A 23,906-nucleotide genomic window follows, 5' to 3' on the forward strand; every position below is an offset into this window, starting at 1 on the left:
ACCTTAACGGGAGAATCGATGAGAAAACAGGGCGCCAACTTGACCGATGCCGATCAGGCGGAGTAAAAGGAAGACGCTATAAACGCGGGCAGAAAAAAAGTGATCGGCATGATGTTATTGGCTGATCGACATGATGTTATTAGCCACCACCAGGGGGTGAGCGACGGGGCCATCGGCTACTGGATGGCGGTGATGGTAAGCGCCGGCATCCTGGGGCAATGGCCGGTGGGGCGTCTGGCGGATCGTTTCGGGCGCCTGCCGGTGTTGCGGGTACAGGTGCTGGTGGTGATCCTGGGGGCCATGGCGATGCTCGGCAACGCGGCCATGGGACCGACGCTGTTCATTCTGGGGGCCGCGGGCTTCACGCTCTATCCGGTGGCCATGGCCTGGGCCTGCGAAAAGGTGGAGCAGCATCAACTGGTGGCCATGAACCAGGCGTTGCTGCTGAGCTACACCATCGGCAGCCTGCTCGGGCCGACCCTGACGGCGCTCCTGATGCAGCACTACTCGGATCATCTGCTGTTCATGGTGATTGCCGGGGTCTCCCTGGTCTATCTGCTGATGCTGCTGCGCAAGATGGGCGAGCACCCGACGCCGATGGCCCATGCCTGAGGGCAGACGGCGTCATCATCCCTGTGCACGGATATAGAAGAGGCGACCCAAGGGTCGCCTCTTTTTCGTCATGGGCCGGGTGGTGCCGCTCAACCAAACCGGTGCCTTGCTACTTCAAAGAGCGAGAGGTGCAGCGGGATCAACTGCTGCCAGTCTCGCCGGTAACCCCCTCCCGGTACGGCGGTGATGGGCAGCCCGTGGCGAAGTGCAGAGTCAAAGACCATGGCATCGCGCTGGCGCACGCCGGAGTCGCTCAGGGATAGGTAGCCCAGCTCGTCGTCCCGGTGCACATCCACCCCGGCCTGATAGAGGATGAAGTCAGGGGCGTAGAGGCGATGAGCCAGGGCGAGGGCCTGGTCCAGGGTCTCGAGATAGGCGTCGTCCTCCATGCCGCTTGGCAGGGGAAAGTCCAGATGGGAGGCCGGCTTGTGGCGGGGGAAGTTGTGTTCCCCGTGCAGGGAGAGGGTGATGATGTCGCGGCTGTCCGTGCACAGGGCGGCGCTGCCATCTCCCTGATGGACATCGAGATCCACGATCAGTACCCGCTCGCAGAGTCCCTCGTCCAGGCAGGTTCGTGCCGCGATCACCAGATCGTTGAAGAGGCAGAAGCCGCTGCCAAACCCCCGGTGTGCGTGGTGGTAGCCACCGGAGATCTGCAGTCCGCAGCCCTGCGCAAGGGCGTGGCGGCTGGCGGCCAGGGTGGCGCCGACCGAGTGCAGGGTACGTTCAATCAGCAGGGGAGACCAGGGAAAGCCGAGCCGGCGAATGGCCCCTTCATCGAGGGTGCCGGCGAGGGCGGCCTGTACATAGGCCGCATCGTGCACCTTCTCTATCTGCTCACGGTTGGCAGGGGCGGCCTGTGCCAGCGGATAGTCGAGGGCGACGAGGCGTTCAAACAGCGCCTGGTACTTGGCCAGGGGGAAACGGTGACGCTCGGGCAGCGTCAGGGCGGAGTAGTGGGGGTGATAGAAGATGCGCAGTGACATGAAGCATCGGCCATGAACGGGTATGAAAAAGGGGAGCCAGGCTCCCCTCGATGCAGGCGTGCGATGCGCCTTACTGCTGCTGGATCACCCAGATCTGGAAGGCTTTGCGGGTCTCCGCATCGGCCTTGTTGTACCAGCTCTGCAGCTGGGTCAGGGCTTCCGGGTTGCTCATGGCCTTGCTCGGGGCCACTTCCACCGGTGCGCTGGCGGCAGCCATCACGGCGGCGGTGGAGACGGAAACGGTCTTGGGCTGGTTGAAGGCCTTGCCCATCTTCAGCAGCTCCTGCTGATAGTCACGGGTCAGCTGGAAGCCACCCACGGTCGGCATGACGAACTGCTCGGATTTCAGAACCTGGCCGGTGGATTTGTCTTTCAGAACGACGTTCTGTTCCTTGACGAAACGCTTGGCTTCTTCTTCCTTGCGGGGCTTCTTGAAGTCGAGGAAGAGTTGCTGGTTGTCGGCGGCGGTGAAGTTGATCACCAGGGGCTCGGCGGTGACCAGCTTGGTTTCACTGCGGCTGGAGTAGTTGCCCTCGAAGGCGACCACGACCTGGTGCCTGCCGGGCTCCAGGGAGAAGACGGTGGCTTTGTCGAGCAGCTGGGGGTTGACGGGTTCGCCATCGAGCAGCTGGATGACATAGGGATTCGTAATTTCCAGTTGGCTAGCGGCCAGGGCGCTACCTGCCCACAACAGACCAGCCAGGGCCGGTACCAGAACAGTCAGTTTCATTTCATCTCCTTGAACAGTCAGGCAATTGCCCACTGAAAAATAGGGGGTCATTTTTACAGGTTTGCCCCACAGCGGCAATAGCCGTTTATGGCGCCTTCCGGTGTGCGGGGTGTGGATCCCGCTGCCCCGAGTCCTGCGGGCAGCGTGCTCTTCTATCTTCCTGCCCCCTCCTGACATGAGGGACAGGGGATCGCATGGCGGGCGTCAGCCGTGTCACTCGATGCGTCGGGTGAAGGGGGGGAGGGCGTCCAGCAGCCCCTTGCCGTAGCGCTTGGTCAGCAGGCGCCGGTCCAGGATGGTGACCCGCCCCCGATCCGCCTCTTTTCGGATGAGGCGGCCACAGGCCTGGATGAGCTTGCGCGACGCCTCCGGCACCGTCAGTTGCAGGAAGGGGTTGCCGCCGCGCTGCTCTATCCACTCGGCGGTCGCCTCTTCCACGGGGGAGTTGGGCACCGCGAAGGGGAGCTTGGTGATCACCAGGTTGGTGAGGTAGTGGCCAGGCAGATCCAGCCCTTCCGAGAAGCTGCCGGTGCCAAAGAGGATGCTGGCCTGGCCGCCGTCGCACTTCTGTTTGTGCAAGAGGAGCAGGGCGCTGCGGGACGCTTCCCCCTGTACCAGGAGCGACATCCCCTTGGCCCGCAGCCCCACCGCCACCTCATTCATCTGGCGATAGGAGGAGAAGAGCACTAGGCTGGCCTCCTTGCCTGCCAGCAGGCGGGGCAGGGTATCGATCAACTCCTGGGTGAAGGCGGGGGCACTGGGCTCATGGGCCATCTTGGGCAGATAGAGTTCGGCCTTGTGGTAATCGAAGGGGGAGCGCAGCCGCAGATAGCGGGTGCCGTCATGCTCCTTGAGCCCTACCTGGTGGCGAAAATAACTGAAGGAAGAGAGGGCGGTGAGGGTCGCCGACACCAGCACGGCCCCGAGACAGCGGGACCAGAGCCACTCCTCCAGCAGATACCCCACCTCGATGGGGGAGGCGTGCAGCCAGATGTCCCCGTCCTCGCTTCTGGCCATCCAGCGGGCGAGGGGGGTCTTGCCGGTGGGAACATGGCGGCTCAGCATCTCCCAGAGGGCGCAGAAGCTCTCGAGCCGCTGCAGGTGAAAACCGCTCTCCGCCAGCAGAGGCTCGGCCTCCTTGCGACGAATTTCGCCATCCTTGAGCGCTTCGCCGATGGCCCCCTGCATTCTGTCCAGCGCCCTCAGTGCCTTCTTGCTCGCCTCCTTGAGGTTTTCCGCCAGCATGGGCAGGGGATCCGGCAGCACCCCATCGGCGAATCTGTGGTGGGGCTCGCCGCCAAAGAGGTGATCATTGCTGGTGAGCCACTGCTCGAGGGCCTTGAGATCCGGCTGGAGAGAGGCCAGGGCATCCTGCAGTTTGAGCTGGGGGTCGAGCAGGCTCTCCTTGTTCAGCGTTCTGGCCAGCTTGCCAGCGCTTTGCACCAGCTTTTCCAGCCAGCGGCGGGATCCCTTGATGCTGGCGCTGGCGGCGCCGTGATCCCGGGCGATGGTGGGCAGGTGATGGGCTTCGTCCAGCACATAGATGCACTCGTCCGGCGGCGGCAATATGATGCCGCCCCCCATGGTGAGGTCGGAGAGCAGCAGGGCGTGGTTGACCACCAGCACATCTGCTGCGTCCATGTCGTTGCGGGCGCGGTGGAAGGGGCAGTGCTGATGGTGGCTCAGGGCCTTGTTGCAGGTGTGGCGGTCGGCGGCGATGCGATCCCAGCACGGGTCCGGAATGGGTTTGGGCCAGTTGTCCCGATCCCCGTCCCACTTGCCTTCGGTGTAGGCCTGCCACAGCCCCTGGTAGCACGCTTTGTCAGCATCCGATGGCTTGTGTTTGCTCAATGCGCCGAAGTCGAGTTCGAAATTGGCCATCTCGCTGCCGTTTGCCGCCTGCTCCAGCAGGTGCTCGCAGCAGTAGCGCTGGCGCCCCTTGACCAGCATGAAACGAAACGGCAGCTCGCTGTGACGGTGATAAAAGGGAAGATCCTTGTGGATGAGCTGCTCCTGCAGGGCCACGGTGGCGGTGGAGATCACCAGCTTCTTCTGGGTCAGCCGTGCCACTGGTATGGCCCCCTGGGCATAGGAGAGGGACTTGCCGATGCCGGTGCCAGCCTCGGCCACCAGGATGCGGCGACTCCTGTCATATTCTCCCATCAGGGTCTTGGCGATTTCGGCAACCAGGAAATTCTGCTCCTTGCGCGGCACAAAACCGGGTAAACCATCGGCAATCTGGCGATAGGTATTGCGGATGGTGGCTTTGAGGCGAGTCGATAGCATAAAGAAGGTGTGGCCGTGTCGGTGTGGATGGCAACAGGATACCCGCAACAGGCGGCCCGGGTCGAGGCAGGGGAGAAGCAGTCGGGTCAGCCCCGGCTTTGCACATATGTTATGAGGGAACAGGGGGTTGCAATAAACCACCAAAAAAGAGGGATTCAGGCAGAGAGTATCGCTGTAAACGTTTTCCCTGATGGGGCAAACATTGTGAGATTCAGCTCACAAATTTTTCCCTGTGACTATGGTTTTCATAAAAAGTTCCAAGTTTTTTCATTGCGGATTCGAAAACCCGGTGATAGTCTCGGCGGCATAGTGATGCAAAGAACATCGCTAACACAGGGAATAACAAGGACTTAGTGTTTAATTACAGTAGGCATTGGAAACTATGAAAAAGACAATTCTGGCTATTGCTATCCCGGCTCTGTTCGCATCCGCAGCCAACGCTGCTGTCGTTTACGACAAAGACGGCACCTCTTTTGATATCTACGGCCGTGTTCAGGCTAACTACTACGGTGACAGTGATAACCCCAATCCTCTCACTCAAGCTGATACACAGGGTGATGCAGAGCTGATCGGTACCTCCCGTCTGGGTTGGTCCGGTAAAGTTGCGCTGAACAACACCTGGTCCGCTATCGCCAAGACCGAGTGGCAAGTAGCTGCCGAAAACTCTGACGACTCCAAATTTAAGTCTCGTCATATCTATGCTGGTTTTGATGGCACCCAGTACGGCAAGATCATCTTCGGCCAGACCGACACCGCGTTCTACGACGTGCTGGAAGCAACCGATATCTTCAACGAGTGGGGCAGCTACGGTAACTTCTACGACGGTCGTCAAGAAGGCCAGATCATCTACTCCAACAGCTTCGGTGGCTTCAAGGGCAAACTGTCCTACCAGACCAATGACAATGAAGCCGTCAAAGTGGCTGATGTTGGTGGTAACTCCTTCACTACCGAATTCCCTGGCATCAAGCGCAACTACGGTTACGCAGCTTCCGCCGGTTACGACTTTGACTTCGGTCTGGGCCTGAACGCCGGTTATGCTTACTCCGACCTCGAGAGCACCACCAATACCAACACTGGTGAGAAGTCCGAGTGGGCTCTGGGCGCACACTACGCCATCAACGGCTTCTACTTCGCTGGTGTTTACACCGAAGGCGATCTGAAGAACGACACCACTGGCTACAAGGGTGAAGGTCGTGGCTACGAGCTGGCTGCTTCCTATAACGTTGATGCCTGGACCTTCCTGGCTGGTTACAACTTCAAGGAAGGCAAGGACAACACTGCTGGTTCTTCCTACGAAGACATGGTTGACGAAACCCTGCTGGGCGTACAGTACGCTTTCACTTCCAAGCTGAAAGCCTACACCGAGTACAAAATCCAGGGTATCGACAAGATGGACGACGAGTTCACTGTTGCCCTGCAATACAACTTCTAATCTAGCCTCTGCGCTGATTTAGTTGATGAACGGCCAAGCTTGCTTGGCCGTTCTGTTTTTTGGCCCCTTCACTACTTTTCGTCCTCTGGCCCTGCGCCATATCACGTTGTCTTCCTTGCTCCCTTGGTTCTCCTCTGGTAAATCGCTAGATTATTCAATTTGTTGAAGCAGATTGGCCGACAGGGAAGGATGCCTTTGATCGATTTCACCCACCCCGAGTGGCGCACGCTGGCACAGCAGTTGCTGAGCGGCGGCCCCCAGGCTGTTCGCGGTCGTCAATGGCAGCCGCTCATCGGCATGCTTCGGGACAACCAGTTGCTGCTGGCCCTTGGCAATCACCACTATGAGCTCACCCCTGCCGGGCACCGCTATCTGACCCGGGAGCTGATGCTGGCGAAGATGGCCAGTGCCCCGCCGGAACCCGAGGAGTGGCTACAATCCCACGGCTGGCAACTGGGGGAGAGGGTCAACGAGCGGGTGCTGGCGGCCCTGTATCGCAAGGGGGAGGGTCATTTCAGCCCCATCGAGCAGATCGACTTCGAAGACAAGGGGATCCGGCTTTGCACTGATCTGCCCCTTCGTCTGCGGGCCGCACGGCCGTTCAGCCTGTTTCTCAGCGGCGGCACCCTGCTGGATGCCGCCCCCTGGCTCCAGACCCTGGGGGAGGTGGCGCTGCCAGCCCGCACCCTGGCGCAGCTTGGCAAGATCCTCTGGGGAGAGGGGGAGATACAGCGGGTGATCACAACCGATGCCGTCGGCGCTTTCGCCGAGTTGCCACTGCCCGCCGACGCCCTGCTGGTCTGGTATCCTGCCGAGGATCCCGGCACGCTGGAGCCCCTGATCGCTGCCTTGCCGCCCCAGACCCTCTGGAGCCACCTCACCGCCCTGGATCCGGCCGGGGTCGACAGAGTACTGGCATTGGCCCAGCGGTTGGGGAGACCGGCGAGCTGGTGGTTGCCCCGGGATCTGGTGCCCATCAAGGCGGCTTACGGGGCTCCCCTGGGGGATGGTCGGCCCTGGGAGCCGAGCCGTATCCCCCGTGCGCTGCTGGCGCAGTGCAATGATCTGGTGGAGTCGAATCGGGGTCTGTCGGTCGAGGTGTGTGCCCTGGCACCGGATTGGCACGGGATTGGTTGAGGCGGCGCCGAGAAAGCGGTTTTCCCCTATGGAAGGCAGTGGTATAAAGAGCTGACGAAGCGCTCCCTGGACGGGCGCTTTTGTTTGCCAACCTACTTTGCCAGCCAACGAACTCAACGGACTACAGGGAATACCATGTTTGAAAAGGTTGTTGCCGCCCCAGCGGATCCGATCCTGGGCCTGACCGAAGCCTTCCGTGCCGACACTCGCAGCCACAAGATCAATCTGGGGGTCGGTATTTACAAGGATGAGACCGGTGCCACTCCTATCCTTCACTGCGTCAAGCAAGCCGAGCAGAAGCTCTTGACCGACGAGAAGACCAAGAACTACCTCGGTATCGAAGGCAATATCGAATACGGCCGCATCGTGCAGCAACTGCTGTTCGGCCGTGATGCCGCCCTAGTGACCAGCGGCCGCGCCAAGACGGCGCAGGCGCCGGGCGGTACCGGTGCCCTGCGTATCGCCGCCGAGTTCGTGGTACGCAACAATCTCGCCAAGACCATCTGGATCTCCGATCCCACCTGGGCGAACCACGTCAGCGTGTTCCAGGCGGCCGGTTTGACCGTCAAGTGGTACAAGTACTACGACGCCGCCACCAAGGGGCTCGACTTCGCCGCCATGCAGGCCTCCCTGTCTGACGCGCAGGCGGGGGATCTGGTGCTGCTGCACGGCTGCTGCCACAACCCGACCGGTATCGACCCCACCACCGAGCAGTGGCGTGCCCTGGCCAGTCAGAGTGCTGCCGCCGGCTGGCTGCCGCTCTTTGACTTCGCCTATCAGGGCTTCGCCCGGGGTATCGAAGAGGATGCCGAAGGCCTTCGCATCTTCGCCGAGTGCCACGACGAGCTGCTGGTGGCAAGCTCCTTCTCCAAGAACTTCGGCCTCTACAACGAGCGGGTCGGCGCCTTCACCCTGGTCTGCGCGACCAAGGCGGTGGCCGACGTCGCCTTCACCCAGGTGAAGACCGTCATTCGTGCCAACTACTCCAACCCGCCGTCACACGGCGCCGCCGTTGTCACCACCGTGGTGAGCGACCCGGCCCTCTATGCGGAGTGGGTGGAAGAAGTGGCCGCCATGCGGGTGCGCATTCGCGAGATGCGTGAGCTGCTGGTGGAGAAGCTGGCCGAGCGGGGGGTGAACCAGGATTTCAGTTTCATCCGCGAACAGAACGGCATGTTCTCCTTCTCCGGTCTCTCCAAGGATCAGGTGGAGCGCCTCAAGAGCGAATTCGCCATCTACATCGTCGGCTCCGGCCGGATCAGCGTGGCAGGCATCACCCGCGCCAACATTGATCCCCTCTGCGACGCCATCGCCAAGGTGTTGTAAGAGAGAAGCATCTGCGCCAAGCGCCTTGCTTCAGCCATAAAAAGCCCGCCGACACGGCGGGCTTTTTCATTTTCCGGCATCAGCGGCGCCGCTTGCTGCTCCCCAGCAGGGAGCCGAGCACCCCGCGCATAAGCTGGCGTCCCACCTCGTTGCCGAGGGTGCGGGCCACGCTCTTGGCGGCGGTCTGCACCACCCCGTCATGCTGGCCACCACGGGGGCCGGTGCGACCGAACAGGATGCCATTCAAGGCATCCAGCAGACCGCCGCCCTGGTCGGTCTGTGGGGAAGCGGTCTCGTCATCGGCGGCGGGCGATGCCTCCTGAAGCCGCTCGAACGCGGACTCCCTGTCCTCCTGGGTGTCGTATCTGCCGTAGAGCAATGAGCCCTGAATAAGCGCCTGGCGCTCGGCCGCGCTCAGGGGGCCGATGCGGCTGGCCGGGGGCGCGATGAAGGCGCGCTCCACCACGCTGGGCCTCCCCTTCTCGTCGAGCAGGGAGATGAGCGCCTCCCCGACCCCCAGTTCAGTGATGGCTCCGGCGGCGTCGAAGGCAGGGTTGGCCCGCAGGGTGTTGGCGGCGATGCGCACCGCCTTCTGATCGCTCGGGGTGAAGGCGCGCAGGGCGTGCTGCACCCGGTTGCCAAGCTGCCCCAGCACGCTGTCGGGGATGTCGGCCGGGCTCTGGGTCACGAAATAGACGCCCACCCCCTTGGAGCGGATGAGGCGCACCACCAGCTCAATTTTCTCCAGCAGTGCCTTGGGGGCATCCTTGAACAGCAGGTGGGCCTCGTCGAAGAAGAACACCAGCACGGGCTTTTCCGGATCCCCCACCTCGGGCAACTGTTCGAACAGCTCGGAGAGCAGCCAGAGCAGGAAGCAGGCATAGAGGCGGCTGGACTGGGTGAGCTTGCCGGCGGCCAGCACATTGATATGGCCGTGGCCCGCCTCGTCGGTCTGCATCAGATCCTGGATGTCCAGCATGGGCTCGCCGAAGAAGTGATCGCCGCCCGCGCTCTCCAGGGTGAGGAGGTTGCGCAGGATGGCGCCGATGGAGGCGGTCGACACATTGCCGTAGCGGGTGGTGAGAGTCTTGGCGTGCTCCCCCGCAAACTGCACCATGGCCCGCAGGTCTTTCAGATCGAGCAGCAGCAACCCCTCGTCGTCCGCCACCTTGAACACCAGCTCCAGCACCCCGCTCTGGGTGTCGTTGAGGCCGAGCAGGCGTGCAAGCAACAGAGGCCCCATGTCGGAGACGGTGGCCCGCACCGGGTGGCCCTCTTCGGCGAAGAGATCCCAGAACAGGGTGGGGCTGGCGGCAAAGTCGGGTGCCTGAAGGCCGAGCTGGGCCAGACGGGCATCCAGCTTGGCAGAGGGGGTGCCGGCGGCGCCCAGGCCGCTCAGATCCCCCTTCACGTCGGCCAGAAAGACCGGCACGCCGAGGCGGGAAAACCCCTCCGCCAGCACCTGCAGGGTGACTGTCTTACCGGTGCCGGTGGCTCCGGTGATGAGGCCGTGGCGATTGGCCATGGCGGGGAGCAGGGAGAGGGGGTGGCCATTGGCATGGGCCAGCGTGAGCGGTTCGGCCATGGTGGGCTCCTTGTTTCGAATGGGGGTCGAAAAACAACGGGTTACAAGGAGTGTGGTGGCAGAGGCAGACGATGGCAAGGCACGCCGCCCGAGACAAGGACGGCGTGCTGGCAACCTAGCGGGGGCGGGTCAGCTTGCCCAGTTGCAACAGCAGCAGGGTGAGCAAGGCGCCGGCGGCGGCGCTCAGCACCGCCAACAGCAGGCTGCCGAGCAGGAAGGGGGGCACCAGGGTGGCTGCCTCCTGCTCCAGCCAGTGCAGGGACCAGGTGAGATGGAAGGGGGCTGGCGTCTCGTTCAGCACCAGGCAACCGGTACGATAGGCGTAGAGGTACATGAAGGGGAGTGTCAGCGGGTTGTTGAACCAGACCGCCAAGAGGGCCAGCGGCAGGTTGAAGCTGAAGGCCAGCACCAGGGCGACGGCCACCAGGGAGTGCATGGGCATGGGGACCCAACTGGCGAACAGCCCGGCTGCCACGGCGCCACAGAGGGCCCGCGTTCCCCCTTGCCAGAGGGCGGGGGTCAGCAGTCGCTCGCCAAAGAGGGCGAACCACTTTTGTTGGCGCAGGGTATCGGGGTCAATCTTGAAGCGGGCCAACCAGCGATTCAGCATGGGCGCGCCACCTTGCGTTTTTGCCACTGGCGCACCGTGCTCAGGCGCCAGCCCGCGCGAACCAGGACATAGCCGACGAGGGCGCTCAGCAGTGCAAGCACCAGGGAGCCCAGCAAGAGCGGCGGGGCCACCGTCTCGAACACCGACACCAGCCAGGCCCAGGTGAAGGTGATCTCGATGTGCTGGGAGGGTTGCCCCAGCAACTGGCAGCCCACCAGATAGGCGCCATAAAACAGCGGTGGCATGGTCAGGGGGTTGGAGAGCCAGACCAGGGCCACCGAGAGGGGCAGGTTGACCCGGCAGGCGATGGCGCCGCCAGCGGCCAGCAGCATCTGGCAGGGGAGGGGAACCCAGGCCATGAAGAGGCCGACCGCACAGGCACCGGCGGCGGAACGCCGGTTGAGATGCCAGAGGTTGGCATCCAGCAGCAGCTTGCCAAAGAGTCGCAAGTGCTTGTGTTCCTTGAGGGTCGCCGGGTCGGGTAGCCAGCGCTGTATGATTCGTTTGGGCATGTTCTGAACCTTGCTAAATACTTGCTCCATGGATCTGCGTCTGTTGTCGTTTGCCCTGGGGGCAAGCTCCTCACTGCTTTGGCCATGGTTGCCTTCATGGGAATGGGGTGGCCTGATGCTGCTGCTCGCGCTTCCTCTCGCCGGTGGTCGTTGCTGGCGGCTGCTGTTTCTGCTGCTCGGCATCCTCTGGATGCAGGTGAATTTGCACTATCGGCTTGCCTGGCTGGATCAACTTGGCAAAAAAACGAGCCACATCATAACCGCACACGTGCAAAGTACGGAGTCTTCGGGAGAGAAAGAGGGGGATAAATTTGCGCGCCTGCTGCTGCGCCTCGACACCCTGGACGATCGCCCCCTCATCGTGCCACCCCTGGTGCGGGTCAATGCCTATCAGGTGTTGCCGCCGTTGCCTGCCGGCAGCCGCGTCACCCTGGTGACCTCTCTCAAGCCGGCCCATGGCCTGGCCAACGAAGCGGGGATGGATGGGCGGCGCCTGCTCCTTGGCAAGGGGATCACCGCCACCGGCAACCTGCGCCGGGTCATCGCCCTGGATGCCGTGCCCCCGGGTGTGCGCGATCGCTGGCTGGCGACGGCGAGTCGCGCCTGGGAGGGGATGGCACAGGCCCCCCTGCTGGCGGCCCTCACCTTCGGGGAGCAGGGGGGGATCAAGGATGCCCAGTGGGAACTCTTTCGCGGCAGCGGCCTGACCCACATCATCGCCATCTCGGGCCAGCATATCGCTCTGGTGGCGGTGCTCGGCTGGTGGCTCGGGCGGCTGTTCGGGCTGCGCGGGGCTATCTGCGTGTCACTCCTGTTCGCGGCCACCTACAGCTGGCTGGCGGGGTTTGCGGTGGCCACCGAGCGTGCCCTCATCATGGTGCTGGTGTGGAGCCTGCTGCGCTGGCTAAAGCGGGACTGGCCGAGCCACCGGATCTGGCTGTGGGCCTTTGTGGTACTGACATTGTGGGACCCTTTCGCCCTCTATTCGGCGGGGTTCTGGCTCTCTTTTCTGGCGGTGGCCCTGCTGTTGCTGGCGAGCCTGTTGCACGATCGCCCCGGCCTGGTGCGGCTGCAACTTCTGCTGCTGCTCGGATTGCTGCCCCTGCAACTGCTGCTGTTCGAGGGGATGGCGCCCCTGGCGTTTCTGCTCAATCTGCTGGCACTGCCGCTGTTCTGCCTTGTCATCATTCCCCTGGCGCTCATCGGCGTGCTGGTGGCGCCCCTCTCCACGTTGCTGGCCCACGGCCTGCTCTGGGTCTCCGCCTTCGGCCTGGAGTGGGTGCTGTGGGGGCTCACGCAGCTGGCGGATCGCCTGCAGCTCTGGTGGCCGGTGCCCGGCTGGCTGATGCCCGCCAGCGCCCTGCTGATCCTGCTGTGGACGGGATGGCACCTGCCGGGAGGGCGCGCCCTGGGGGGGCCGGTGGCGGCGGCCCTGCTGCTCGCCCTCTGGCCTGCTCCCGCTTCCTGGCAGGTGCGGGTGCTGGACGTGGGGCAGGGGCTATCGGTGCTCGTCACCCGGGGGGATCGGGCCATCCTGTTTGATACCGGGGATCGCTACCCCGGGGGCTACAACATGGCGAATGCGGCCATCCTGCCCCTGCTCAACCGGCTCGGCATCCGGGTGATCGACACCCTGATCATCAGCCACAGAGACAGGGATCACGCGGGCAACCGGCAGGCTTTGCTGCAGAGCATGGCGGTGCGCCGGGAGCTCTCCTCCTTCCCCTTTGCACCGGCTACCCAGGCCTGCCGCCGAGGTCAGCAGTGGCATTGGCAGGGACTGGATGTACGGGTGCTCTGGCCCCTGGCAGCCGGGGCGGGGCGCAACAACGACAGTTGCGTGGTGCAGCTGGACGACGGGCGCCATCGGCTGCTGCTGAGCGGCGACATCGAGCAGCAGGCGGAGCGCCGCCTGCTGGCGCTGGAGGAGGGCGCGGGGCTGGCCAGCACCCTGCTGGTGAGCCCGCATCATGGCAGTCGCACCTCCTCCACGGCCCCCTTCGTGGCGGCGGTGAAACCTGCCTTCGTGGTGCACAGTGCAGGCTTCATGAACCAGTGGGGCTTTCCCCGCCCCGAGGTGGTGGCGCGATACCAGGGGGCGCGGCAGTGGGTCACGGGGGAGGCGGGTGCCATCCTGATCGAGCCGGGGGACGCGGGGCTCAGGATCCGGGCCGAGCGGGAGCAGGGGCCCTGGTACAGGCGTGGCGGCCCCTGGTGGCAGCCGCAGGTATGGGGAAGGGAGTGAGGATCCGGTGAGCCAACCCGGCAAGGGGCGGCCTTCATTTGTGACCCGGGTTGTAGCCATCGCGCCAGCGGCGCTTGGTGTAGCTCCAAGGTTTGGCTAGAATAGCCCGTCATTTCCCTTATTAACGGCTATTCATGCAACAAGAAACCTCACAAGAGAGCTGGACCGTCTTCAAGCGCCTGCTCGGTTATGTCCGGGATCGCAAGCTGGGTCTGGTGGGCGGCATCATTGGCATGCTGGGTTACGCGGCCGTGGATACCACCTTCGTCTACTCCATCAAACCGCTTATCGATCAGGGGCTCAACGGCAACGACAGCAGCGTGCTCAAGTGGATGCCCTTCTTCGTCCTCGGCATCGTGGCTCTGCGCGGCTGCGCCGCCTTCCTCTCCAACTACTGCATGGCCTGGGTCGGCAACCACGTGGTGATGCGCCTGCAGCAGCAGGTGTTCAGCCACCTGATGGCCATGCCCATGAGCTTCTTCGACCGCCAGAACACCGGCAACCTGCTCTCCAAGGTGACCTATGACGCCGGTCAGGTGTCGTCCGCCGCGAGCTCGACCCTGGTCTCCCTGGTGCGGGAAGGGGCCACTGTCATCGGCCTGCTGGGCCTGATGTTCTGGCACTCCTGGCAGTTGTCGGTGATCTTCCTGGTGGTGGGGCCCCTGGTCGGGATCCTCATCAGCATCATCAGCCGACGTTTTCGCAAGATAAGCCGCCACATCCAGCAGGCGGTGGGTGACATCACCACCTCCACCGAGCAGATGCTCAAGGGGCACAAAGAGGTGCTGATGTTCGGGGGTCAGGAGGTGGAGGACAAGCGCTTCTACCAGGTGAGCAACCGGATGCGCCAGCAGACCATGAAGATGGTCGCCGCCGACGCCATCGGCAGCCCCATCGTCCAGATGGTGGCCTCCGTGGCTCTTGCGGTCTTCCTCTATGTCGCCACCATCGACAGCGTCAAGGCGACCCTGACTGCGGGCACCTTCACCGTCATGGTCACCTCCATGATGATGCTGCTCAAGCCGCTGAAAAGCCTGACCGACGTGAACAACCAGTTCCAGCGCGGCATCACCGCCTGCCAGAGCCTGTTCGGTCTGCTGGACTCCACCCCGGAGCAGGACACCGGCACCCGCACCCTGGAACGTGCCCGAGGTGAAATCGAGTTTCGCAACGTCACCTTCACCTACCCGACCAAGGAGACACCAGCGCTGCACAACATCAGCTTCAAGGTGGAGGCAGGCAAATCGGTGGCCCTGGTGGGGCGTTCCGGTTCCGGCAAGAGCACCATCGCGAGCCTCCTGACCCGCTTCTATGACATCGAAGAGGGGGAAATTCTGCTGGATGGCGTCAACATCCGCGAATACCGCCTGAGCGAGCTGCGCAAGCAGTACGCCCTGGTCTCCCAGCACGTGCACCTCTTCAACGACTCCGTGGCCAACAACATCGCCTACGCGGCGGAAGAGAAGTACAGCCGCGACGAGATCAAGCAGGCGGCCCGCATCGCCCATGCGGACGACTTCGTCAGCAAGATGCCGGAAGGCTATGACACCGTCATCGGCGAGAACGGCGCCTCCCTCTCCGGCGGCCAGCGCCAGCGCATCGCCATCGCCCGCGCCCTGCTGCGGGACTCCCCGGTGCTGCTGCTGGACGAAGCCACCTCGGCCCTGGACACCGAGTCCGAGCGCCACATCCAGGCGGCCATCGACGAGCTGTGCAAGGCGCGCACTTCCCTCGTGATCGCCCACCGCCTCTCCACCATCGAGAAGGCGGACGAGATCCTGGTGATCGACGAGGGACACATCGTCGAGCGCGGCAACCACCAAACCCTGATGGACATGCATGGTACTTATGCCCAGCTGCGGGCCATTCAGTTTGGTAATACAGCCACGGGTAACAAGGGCTGATGCTGGCCAGACTCTGGTACGGGAACAGCCTCTGGCGCTGGGGGCTGGCCCCCTTCGCCCTGCTGTTTGCCCTGATCAGCGGCGTCCGCCGTCTGGGGTATCGCCGGGGCTGGCTCAGCGCCTATCGGGCCACCCTGCCGGTGGTGGTGGTGGGCAATCTCTCGGTGGGGGGCAACGGCAAGACCCCTGTGGTGGTCTGGCTGGTGGAACAACTCCAGGCCCGGGGCTGGCGCCCAGGCGTGGTCAGCCGCGGCTATGGCGGCAAGGCGCCCCATTACCCCTATCGACTGGATGAGAGCAGCACCCCGGCCGAGGCCGGGGATGAGCCCGTGCTCATCGCAAGGCGCTGCGGCTGCCCCGTGGCGGTGGCCCCCAGACGGGCCGATGCGGTGCGGTTGCTGGAGCAAAGCGGTGAGGTGGACATCATCGTCACCGACGACGGCCTGCAGCACTATGCCCTGGCCCGTGACATCGAACTGGTGGTGGTGGACGGGGCGCGCCGCTTTGGCAATGGCTGTCTGCTGCCCATGGGGCCGCTGCGCGAGCCCACGACCCGCCTCAAGCGGGTGGACGCCATCATCTGCAACGGCGGTGAACCCGCCCGTGGCGAGTACGCCATGCGCCTGGTGCCGGATACCCTGCGCCGGGTGTGCGACGATGCGCCTCTCACGGCCCCCCTCTCGGGGCCGGTGGATGCCCTGGCGGGCATCGGCCATCCCCCCCGTTTCTTCGCCACCCTGACCGCCCTTGGTTACGAGCTGGTGCAGAGCGTCGGCTACGGGGATCACCAGGCGTTCGACGCCGCCGAGCTGCTGGCCCGCTTCCGCCAGCGCCCCTTGCTGATGACCGAGAAGGATGCGGTCAAGTGCCGCCCCTTCGCCCCGGACAACTGGTGGTATCTGCCGGTCAGCGCCGAGCTGCCCGATGCCCTGGGGGAGGCGCTGCTGCGCACCCTGGGCCCGCAGCCCGGGGGGGACAAGCACCAGGCGCCCTGACGGGGCGCCACCGGATTGGAACAGACGGCCAGCGCCCGGACTCGGGGGCTGGCCCTGCACATTGACATGCCAGGCAAGATCGCCTGTGGGAAATCGTTAAAGGAGTTTCGTTGTGGCACTGGATATTAAACTGCTCGACATCATCGCCTGCCCGGTCTGCAAGGGGAAACTGCACTATCAAGCGCACGCCGAGGGCCCTCAGGAGCTCATCTGCCGCTTCGACAGACTGGCCTATCCCCTGGAGGAGGGGATCCCGGTGCTGCTGGAGAACCGGGCCCGTCACCTGGCGCTGGAAGAGCTGAAGCCATGAGTTTCGTCGTCGTCATTCCTGCCCGTTACGCCTCCACCCGGCTGCCGGGCAAGCCGCTGGCCGACATTCACGGCAAGCCCATGGTGCAGCACGTGGTGGAGAAGGCCCTGCAATCGGGCGCCGATCGGGTGATCGTCGCCACCGATGACGAGCGGGTACAGCAGGCTCTGGCTCCCTTTGCCGCCGCTGCCGGGTTCGAGGTGTGCATGACCTCACCGGATCACCAGTCCGGCACCGAGCGTCTGGCGGAGGTGTGCCGTCACTACGGCTTTGCCGCCGATACCATCATCGTCAACGTGCAGGGGGACGAGCCCCTCATTCCCCCCGTCATCATCCGCCAGGTGGCGGACAACCTGGCCGCGGCCAGCGCGCCCATGGCGACGCTGTCGGTGCCGATCAGGGATGCCGAAGAGGCGTTCAATCCCAATGCCGTCAAGGTGGTGACCGACCGGGAGGGGTATGCCCTCTATTTCAGTCGCGCCAGCATCCCCTGGGATCGGGACCGCTTTGCGGCCAGCGATCGCGTTGCGGGGAGCCGCGAGCAGATTGGCGATCACTACCAGCGCCACATCGGCATCTACGCCTATCGCGCCGGCTTCATCCAGTGTTACGTGGACTGGGCGCCGAGCGTGCTCGAGCAGGTCGAAGCCCTGGAGCAGCTGCGGGTGCTCTGGTACGGGGAGAAGATCCACGTGGCCCAGGCGCTGCAAGCCCCGCCGGTGGGGGTGGACACCCAGGCCGATCTCGACAAGGTGCGAGCGCTGCTGGCCGGTTGAGGCTGGCGGAACGGCTTTGATGCAATACGGCGCCCCAGGGCGCCGTTTTTTAATTGATTCTTTGTATAATAATTTGATTTAAAACGAATTTTACGAGCAATTTCAAACTTTTCCCGCCCATGGTTTGCCAAATCATCGAGTTTGGTTATGATGCAAGACGCCGTGTTAACCCTAACTGGCATATAACGAGATAAAAAACGGGGTGTTTGGGTGATTAATGTATTCCTGGTCGATGATCATGAGTTGGTGCGTACAGGGATAAGACGCATTTTGGAAGACGTCCGCGGGATCAAGGTGGTGGGCGAGGCGCAGAGCGGGGAAACCGCGGTGGCCTTCTGTCGGCAACATCACCCCGATGTGATCCTGATGGACATGAACATGCCGGGCATCGGCGGTCTGGAAGCGACCCGCAAGATCCTGCGGATCCGCCCCGATGTACGCATCATAGTGCTGACCATTCATTCAGAAAATCCGTTCCCTACCAAGGTGATGCAGGCGGGCGCCGCCGGGTACCTCACCAAGGGGGCCGCGCCGGACGAGATGATCCACGCCATTCGCCTGGTTCACTCCGGTCAGCGTTACATCTCCCCGGAGATCGCCCAGCAGATGGCCCTGAGCCAGTTCGCCTCCGCCGACGAGAACCCCTTCAAGTCCCTCTCCGAGCGGGAGCTGCAGATCATGATGATGATCACCAAGGGGCAGAAGGTGACCGACATCTCCGAGCAACTCAACCTGAGCCCGAAGACGGTCAACAGCTACCGCTACCGCCTGTTCAGCAAGCTGGGGATCAACGGTGACGTGGAGCTGACCCATCTGGCCATTCGTTATGGCATGCTGGATGCCGATACCCTGTAACGGGGGTGTGTGGACACCAAAGGCGGCACCGGCCGCCTTTTGCTTTTTGCAGGCTGTGGGCAGTATGCTCTCCCCGTCTTTTTGCATTCATCCGTTGAGTCGAGTTGCCGATGACCCTCTCTCCCGAGCCCCATTTTGACAGCAAGGCGTTTCTGAGCGCCGTCACCCACCAGAGTGGTGTCTACCGCATGTACGACAGCGGCGGCACCGTCATCTACGTGGGCAAGGCCAAGGATCTCAAGAAACGGCTCGCCTCCTACTTTCGGGCCAATGTCGACAGCATCAAGACCCGCACCCTGGTGCGCCAGATTGCCGATGTGCAGGTAACGGTCACCCACACCGAGACCGAGGCGCTGATCCTCGAGCACAACCTCATCAAGCAGTACCAGCCCCGCTACAACGTGCTGCTGCGGGATGACAAGTCCTACCCCTGGATCATCATCACCGACCATCGGCACCCGCGCATCGGCGTCCATCGCGGCGCCCGCAAGGTGAAGGGGGAGTATTTCGGCCCTTACCCCTCCGGCGGCGCGGTACGCGAGAGCCTGCACCTGATGCAGAAGATCTTCCCGGTGCGCCAGTGCGAGGATGCCGTCTATGCCAACCGTACCCGCCCCTGCCTGCTCTACCAGCTCAAGCGCTGCGCCGGCCCCTGCGTGGCGGGGCTGGTGAGCGAGGCCGAGTATGCCCAGCAGGTGGCGCTGGCCAAGCTGTTCCTCGCGGGCAAGAACCAGCAGGTGATCGGCGAACTGGTGGGCAAGATGGAGTCCGCCAGCGGCGATCTGCGCTTCGAGGAGGCGGCCCGCTACCGGGATCAGATCCAGGCCCTGCGCAGGGTCACCGAGCAGCAGTCGGTGAGCGGCAACGTGCTGGACGAGCTCGACGTGGTGGGGGTGGCCTTCGAGCAGGGGACCGCCTGCATCCACGTGCTCTTCATCCGCCAGGGCAAGGTGCTGGGATCGCGCAGCTACTTCCCGAAAGTGCCGGCCGATACCCCGCTTGACGAGGTGGTGCAATCCTTCCTGCTGCAGTTCTATCTGTCGGGGCAGGGGGGACGGCAGATCCCGAGCGAGGTGCTGCTGGACGTGGCGCTGGAGGATGAGAGCGTCATCGCCGACACCCTGAGCCAGACCGCCGGCTACAAGGTGCGGGTGGTGAGCCGGACGCGCAGCGAACGGGCCCGCTTCATCAAGCTCGCCTCCATCAATGCCCAGACCGCGCTGCGCTCGCGCCTCGCCCACAAGAGCACCATCACCGCCCGTTACGATCAGCTGGAGGAGCTGCTGGAGCTCGAGACCCCCATCGCCCGCATGGAGTGCTTCGATATCTCCCACACCATGGGGGAGCGCACCGTGGCCTCCTGCGTGGTGTTCAACCGGGAGGGGCCGCTCTCCTCGGAATACCGCCGCTTCAACATCGACGGCATCACCGGCGGGGATGACTATGCCGCCATGGAGCAGGCGCTGGAGCGCCGCTTTGGCAAGCAGCAGGAGCCGGACAAGGTGCCGGATGTGCTGTTCATCGACGGTGGTCTCGGCCAGTTGCGTCGCGCGGAGGAGATCCTGGCGCGCCAGCTGGAGTTTCTCGGCGGCAAATACCCGCTGCTGGTGGGCATCGCCAAGGGGGTGACCCGCAAAGCGGGGTTGGAGACCCTGATCCTGGGGGACAGCCACGAAGAGCTGCATTTGCCGGCGGACATGCCCGCCTTGCACCTCATCCAGCACATTCGCGACGAATCCCACCGCTTTGCCATCACGGGCCACCGGGCCAGGCGCGCCAAGGCCCGCACCACCAGTACCCTGGAAGAGATTCCCGGGGTGGGGCCGAAACGGCGGCAGGCGCTGCTCAAATACCTGGGGGGTTTGCAGGAGGTGAAAAAAGCCGGGGTGGACGAGCTCGCCAAGGTGCCCGGCATCAGCCAGGAGCTGGCCCAGTCCATCCACGACGCATTGCACTCGCTCTAGCGCTGCCTTTGGTGTGAAGGAGGTCACGCCAGGGGGCATCAGGGCTTGCCGCCTGCGCACAAGAGCCGTGACGCAGGGGGCTCCCAAATGCCATAATGACCGGCATCCTGAGGTTATTGATGGATTAATGGACCAAGGCGGGCGCCAGTTCGGTTGCATCCGCGATCGGCTTGGGGCTACCATGTAGCGGCATACAAGAAGTGGCTGAAAATAATGACAAATATTCCTAACCTGCTGACGTTCTTTCGGATTTTGCTCATCCCCGTCTTCGTCATCCTGTTCTACCTTCCCTATCAGTGGTCCTACATGGCGGCGGCCATCGTCTTTATCCTGGCGGCCGCAACCGACTGGTTTGACGGCTATCTTGCCCGCAAGCTGAACCAGTCCACCGCCTTTGGCGCCTTCCTCGATCCGGTGGCCGACAAGATCATGGTGGCGGCGGCCCTGGTGGTCATCGTCGAGCACTACAACACCGTCTGGGTCACCATCCCCGCCATGACCATGATTGGCCGGGAGATCATCATCTCCGCCCTGCGTGAATGGATGGCCGAGCTTGGCAAGCGCTCCTCGGTGGCCGTCAGCTGGATTGGCAAATGGAAGACCATGATCCAGATGGTGTCGCTCACCGGCCTCATCTGGCAATACGACATCTGGATGGTGTGGCTCGCCTATGTGCTGCTCTACGTGGCCACCGTGCTCACCTTCTGGTCCATGTTCCAGTACATGAAGGCCGCCTGGGGCGATCTCAGCTACCACTCCCGGTTCTAGTCCCGACGGGAAGATGGCCGTTTCTCTGCCACTGGCGCCGAGAAACGGCCATGAGCTGCAAAAGTGTGGGAAAAGGGTAAAAAACACCCGAACGATCAGCGTATTAAATGTTTTTGGTTGACTGGGCGGGGAACATCGCTAGAATGCGTTCTCACAGTCAGGCAGTCAGCCAGACCGATGCGGGAATAGCTCAGTTGGTAGAGCACGACCTTGCCAAGGTCGGGGTCGCGAGTTCGAGTCTCGTTTCCCGCTCCAAATTCAGACAATAGAGAGTTTCTCTCTTTTGCATGGCGCGTTAGCAAAGCGGTTATGCAGCGGATTGCAAATCCGTTTAGTCCGGTTCGACTCCGGAACGTGCCTCCATATTGACAAGCCCGCCCGCGGACTTGATACCGATTGCGGTGCCTGAGTGGTGAAATCGGTAGACACAAGGGATTTAAAATCCCTCGACGTTCGCGTCGTGCCGGTTCGATTCCGGCCTCAGGCACCATTAAAATTGAAGAAAAAGCCTTACAGATAAAACAGATACGACGCTTCATTGCGTCGTTTTTGTTTCTGCTCCCCAGCGTTTTCCCTCTGTCAGTTTTCCTTTCTTGTCCATTTCTTGTCTAAGCGACTTACTACTTCCTGCAATTCGTTGCGAACAACCTGCTCAGTCTTCCAACATAGCCAAGGACGTTTGGTAGGCTACTGCTCCGGACTTTTCCGGGGTCTGTTTCTGGTGCTGAAGCAAGTGCCGCTCACCGTTACCCCTTCGTCTTCACCCCTCCCAAACCCGCATTGAATCCTCTTTGAAACAGATATTAATCCCATGATCTAACCCATCATCGGAGGTATCTATGCAGACCAAATTTCGCTTTACCAATGCAGCCATCAAGGCTTTGCCCGCACAACAACGAGAGGCTGGCGCTACTGAACTGGAGTTCTCAGATACAGAGGTCATTGGCTTAAAACTCTTGTCAGGAAAAAGCCAGGGCAGTAAGCGTTTCCTACTGCGCTATACCCTCCAGGGTAAGAAGCGCAGCATCGCTTTGGGGCGATTCGGCGATATCGATGTGAGCCAAGCCAGGACCATTGCCCGCAAGTACAAGGCGATGTTGGCAGACGGTATCGACCCGGTAGCAGAGCGGGATAGCTACAAAACTGAGCCCACCCTTTCGGAGTTCTTCTGGCAGACCTTTTTGCCGCACCTCAAGACCATCGGCAAACGATCGATCAACAGCGACATTCAGCGGTTTAAACACAACATCGAACCACGCTTTGGGGCCATGCGTTACCGACAGCTCAAGGCGATGGATGTCCTGCAGTTGCAATCGGAGATGGTTCACCCCAACAACCCTCAGCAGACGGCCTACGCACCGAGTACCGCCAACCGTGTGCTGGCCCAGTTAAAGACCATGGGCAGCTATGCGGTGCGCTGGGGCATTCTGGACACTAATGAGGCGGCCAAGATCAAGCTGTTGAAGGAGGACAATGCCAGGACGCGTTTCCTATCGATTGAAGAGATGAAACGGGTCATTGAGGTGGCATTGCAGGATCGCAATCAAGCCGCAGGCAGCTTCATCGCGATGCTCTATCTGACGGGGGCGAGAAAGTCCGAAGTGTTACTCGCTAAATGGGAACATGTGAACTGGGAGGATAAGACGCTGTTCGTACCGCTGACCAAGAATGGCAAGAGCCGGATCATTTACCTGAGCACATTGGCTATCGATATTCTGGAGAAGCTTCCCAGAATAGCCGGTAACCCCTATGTGTTCGCGAGCCAGCATATTCGATGTCAGGGCAAGCCCATCGGTGAACCCAGATGTGCCTATGAACGGGTGTTGCAGAAGGCCGGTATCGAAGACCGCGATGAGGTTTGCTTCCATACGGCTCGTCATTCTGTCGCCAGTGCCTTGGTCTCTTCAGGGCAATACAGCCTGTATGACGTCAAGGCACAGCTGGCCCACGCCAGCATTCAATCCTCCCAGCGGTATGCAAAGCTGACCTCTGAGCGCAGTCGCAATATCAGCGAAGGTCTCTCGTCTATGATCCAGGCTGAGTGACCGAAAAGGTATTGTTTATAAACAGATATTAATAACCAGACAGCGCTGACACATCGGCTGTTGGTCCACATTTCACAGTTCCCAGGCCCTTAAGTTCATCTGAGCTTAAGGGCCTTTTTGTTGGAGAGAAACACGATGAAAACTTGTATGGCATGGCCGAAGGAGACATTGCTCGCGGCCTACCCGGCACTCCATGTCTCGGTCATGGAGCAAATTATTGAGCCCTTTTCATCAGTAGAGGAGGCGAGGGCATTCTGGGTCGCGACCGGTTGTAGTCTGGTCATTATCGAGATGACGGACTCGGTGAGTGAGTTCCAGGCCATGCCACAGCATATCCAGAATCAGGTGATGTTTGAGGTGTCCTGACAAGATCGGACAGTCCCGGATCAAGCAGCCTGAGCAGTTCTCCAATACCTCTTGTTAAACTCCGCCGGGCTGACATTGCCAAGTCGTGAATGCCGACGCTGGCGGTTGTAAAAAATCTCTATGTATTCCTGAATCGCTGCCTTGGCCTCCGCTCTCGTCTCGAATCTATGGTGGTGAACCAGTTCATTTTTAAGAGACCCCCAGAAGCTTTGGAAGGTGCGAATAAGCGGGGAAATTCTTCTCGGCTGACTCAGTCATTTCATTTTTTCAGTTTGAGCCGATCTTTTCTCCCGTAAATGCCTTGAATCAGCCTATCTAGACCGTTTCTTCGCCATTTAAGGCGTTATTCCCAGTTTTTAGTGAGATCTCTCCCACTGACGTATCATTTGGTCCGCCCGAAACAGGTTGGCCAGCGTGAATAACATCGCCAGTTGGTTATCGTTTTTCAGCAACCCCTTGTAT

19 protein-coding genes, 3 tRNA genes and 3 pseudogenes are annotated in these 23,906 nt (G+C 62.0%); 17 read left to right on the forward strand and 8 right to left on the reverse strand.

Going from position 1 to position 23,906, the window contains the following annotated elements; genetic code table 11:
• Positions 1–144: 144 nt before the first annotated feature.
• A pseudogene (locus MUW49_RS03225) lies at positions 145–612 on the forward strand (MFS transporter); the annotation flags it as partial.
• 89 nt (positions 613–701) lie between these two features.
• Here MUW49_RS03225 and MUW49_RS03230 read toward each other — a convergent pair.
• The 3 genes from MUW49_RS03230 to dinG all read right to left on the reverse strand — a co-directional run bounded on the left by MUW49_RS03230 (position 702) and on the right by dinG (position 4,614).
• Positions 702–1,598, reverse strand: coding sequence for a histone deacetylase (locus tag MUW49_RS03230; RefSeq protein WP_244812389.1), 897 nt, complete (start codon positions 1,596–1,598; stop codon positions 702–704).
• Positions 1,599–1,668: 70 nt separating this feature from the next.
• The gene (locus MUW49_RS03235) at positions 1,669–2,328 is read right to left on the reverse strand and encodes a DUF2057 domain-containing protein (RefSeq protein ID WP_039040268.1); all 660 of its coding nucleotides are present in this window, start codon (positions 2,326–2,328) and stop codon (positions 1,669–1,671) included.
• Positions 2,329–2,541: 213 nt separating this feature from the next.
• Positions 2,542–4,614, reverse strand: coding sequence for an ATP-dependent DNA helicase DinG (gene dinG, locus MUW49_RS03240; protein ID WP_128343768.1), 2,073 nt, complete (start codon positions 4,612–4,614; stop codon positions 2,542–2,544).
• A gap of 382 nt (positions 4,615–4,996) precedes the next feature.
• Between dinG and omp38 the strand changes: the two genes are divergently transcribed.
• From omp38 to MUW49_RS03255, 3 genes are all read left to right on the forward strand, one after another.
• Positions 4,997–6,046 (forward strand): porin Omp38, encoded by a 1,050-nt coding sequence (gene omp38, locus MUW49_RS03245; RefSeq protein WP_161648046.1) that lies wholly within the window; start codon positions 4,997–4,999, stop codon positions 6,044–6,046.
• A gap of 195 nt (positions 6,047–6,241) precedes the next feature.
• Positions 6,242–7,183, forward strand: a complete 942-nt coding sequence (locus tag MUW49_RS03250) for a hypothetical protein (RefSeq protein ID WP_049636850.1) — start codon at positions 6,242–6,244, stop codon at positions 7,181–7,183.
• Positions 7,184–7,318: 135 nt separating this feature from the next.
• A complete protein-coding gene (locus MUW49_RS03255) occupies positions 7,319–8,509 on the forward strand; it encodes an amino acid aminotransferase (RefSeq protein WP_041213134.1) in 1,191 nt (396 codons plus the stop codon).
• A 79-nt stretch (positions 8,510–8,588) separates the two neighbouring features.
• Here MUW49_RS03255 and MUW49_RS03260 read toward each other — a convergent pair whose 3' ends face one another.
• The 3 genes from MUW49_RS03260 to MUW49_RS03270 form a co-directional block, all read right to left on the reverse strand.
• A complete protein-coding gene (locus tag MUW49_RS03260; protein ID WP_244812390.1) occupies positions 8,589–10,094 on the reverse strand; it encodes a helicase HerA-like domain-containing protein in 1,506 nt (501 codons plus the stop codon).
• 115 nt (positions 10,095–10,209) lie between these two features.
• On the reverse strand, positions 10,210–10,704 hold the full coding sequence (locus MUW49_RS03265) for a DUF2062 domain-containing protein (RefSeq protein WP_039040273.1): 495 nt from the start codon (positions 10,702–10,704) through the stop codon (positions 10,210–10,212).
• Entirely contained in the window at positions 10,698–11,216 is a 519-nt protein-coding gene (locus tag MUW49_RS03270; RefSeq protein ID WP_010675237.1) for a DUF2062 domain-containing protein, read from the reverse strand. Before MUW49_RS03270 ends, MUW49_RS03265 begins: the two co-directional genes overlap by 7 nt.
• 115 nt (positions 11,217–11,331) lie before the next feature.
• Between MUW49_RS03270 and MUW49_RS03275 the strand changes: the two genes are divergently transcribed.
• The 13 genes from MUW49_RS03275 (at position 11,332) to MUW49_RS03335 (ending at position 23,444) form a co-directional block, all read left to right on the forward strand.
• Positions 11,332–13,461 (forward strand): DNA internalization-related competence protein ComEC/Rec2, encoded by a 2,130-nt coding sequence (locus MUW49_RS03275; protein WP_244812391.1) that lies wholly within the window; start codon positions 11,332–11,334, stop codon positions 13,459–13,461.
• A 134-nt stretch (positions 13,462–13,595) separates the two neighbouring features.
• The gene (gene msbA / locus MUW49_RS03280) at positions 13,596–15,365 is read left to right on the forward strand and encodes a lipid A ABC transporter ATP-binding protein/permease MsbA (RefSeq protein WP_244812392.1); all 1,770 of its coding nucleotides are present in this window, start codon (positions 13,596–13,598) and stop codon (positions 15,363–15,365) included.
• Positions 15,365–16,360, forward strand: coding sequence for a tetraacyldisaccharide 4'-kinase (gene lpxK, locus MUW49_RS03285; protein ID WP_244812393.1), 996 nt, complete (start codon positions 15,365–15,367; stop codon positions 16,358–16,360). Before msbA ends, lpxK begins: the two co-directional genes overlap by 1 nt.
• A 112-nt stretch (positions 16,361–16,472) precedes the next feature.
• Entirely contained in the window at positions 16,473–16,670 is a 198-nt protein-coding gene (locus MUW49_RS03290) for a Trm112 family protein (RefSeq protein WP_010675233.1), read from the forward strand.
• A complete protein-coding gene (gene kdsB / locus MUW49_RS03295; protein WP_244812394.1) occupies positions 16,667–17,446 on the forward strand; it encodes a 3-deoxy-manno-octulosonate cytidylyltransferase in 780 nt (259 codons plus the stop codon). Before MUW49_RS03290 ends, kdsB begins: the two co-directional genes overlap by 4 nt.
• A gap of 210 nt (positions 17,447–17,656) precedes the next feature.
• The gene (uvrY, locus tag MUW49_RS03300) at positions 17,657–18,301 is read left to right on the forward strand and encodes a UvrY/SirA/GacA family response regulator transcription factor (protein WP_010675231.1); all 645 of its coding nucleotides are present in this window, start codon (positions 17,657–17,659) and stop codon (positions 18,299–18,301) included.
• A 110-nt stretch (positions 18,302–18,411) separates the two neighbouring features.
• Positions 18,412–20,265, forward strand: a complete 1,854-nt coding sequence (gene uvrC, locus MUW49_RS03305) for an excinuclease ABC subunit UvrC (protein WP_029314745.1) — start codon at positions 18,412–18,414, stop codon at positions 20,263–20,265.
• A 213-nt stretch (positions 20,266–20,478) separates the two neighbouring features.
• Positions 20,479–21,033: a CDP-diacylglycerol--glycerol-3-phosphate 3-phosphatidyltransferase gene (pgsA, locus tag MUW49_RS03310; RefSeq protein ID WP_010675229.1), complete on the forward strand. Its 555-nt coding sequence runs from the start codon at positions 20,479–20,481 to the stop codon at positions 21,031–21,033.
• A gap of 179 nt (positions 21,034–21,212) precedes the next feature.
• Positions 21,213–21,288 (forward strand) — tRNA-Gly (locus MUW49_RS03315).
• Between the two features lie 34 nt (positions 21,289–21,322).
• Positions 21,323–21,396, forward strand: a tRNA-Cys gene (locus MUW49_RS03320).
• A 40-nt stretch (positions 21,397–21,436) separates the two neighbouring features.
• Positions 21,437–21,523, forward strand: a tRNA-Leu gene (locus tag MUW49_RS03325).
• Between the two features lie 349 nt (positions 21,524–21,872).
• Positions 21,873–23,078: a site-specific integrase gene (locus MUW49_RS03330; RefSeq protein WP_244812395.1), complete on the forward strand. Its 1,206-nt coding sequence runs from the start codon at positions 21,873–21,875 to the stop codon at positions 23,076–23,078.
• A 147-nt stretch (positions 23,079–23,225) separates the two neighbouring features.
• Positions 23,226–23,444, forward strand: coding sequence for a hypothetical protein (locus MUW49_RS03335; RefSeq protein WP_244812396.1), 219 nt, complete (start codon positions 23,226–23,228; stop codon positions 23,442–23,444).
• Between the two features lie 20 nt (positions 23,445–23,464).
• On the opposite strand, the pseudogene MUW49_RS03340 reads toward MUW49_RS03335, so the two are convergent.
• Together MUW49_RS03340 and MUW49_RS03345 are read right to left on the reverse strand one after the other, a co-directional pair.
• Positions 23,465–23,656, reverse strand: a pseudogene (locus tag MUW49_RS03340) (IS3 family transposase); the annotation flags it as partial.
• 144 nt (positions 23,657–23,800) lie between these two features.
• A pseudogene (locus tag MUW49_RS03345) lies at positions 23,801–23,906 on the reverse strand (IS5/IS1182 family transposase); the annotation flags it as partial.

Source organism: Aeromonas sp. LsrichE-8G (assembly GCF_022869435.1).
GTDB lineage: Bacteria > Pseudomonadota > Gammaproteobacteria > Enterobacterales > Aeromonadaceae > Aeromonas > Aeromonas caviae.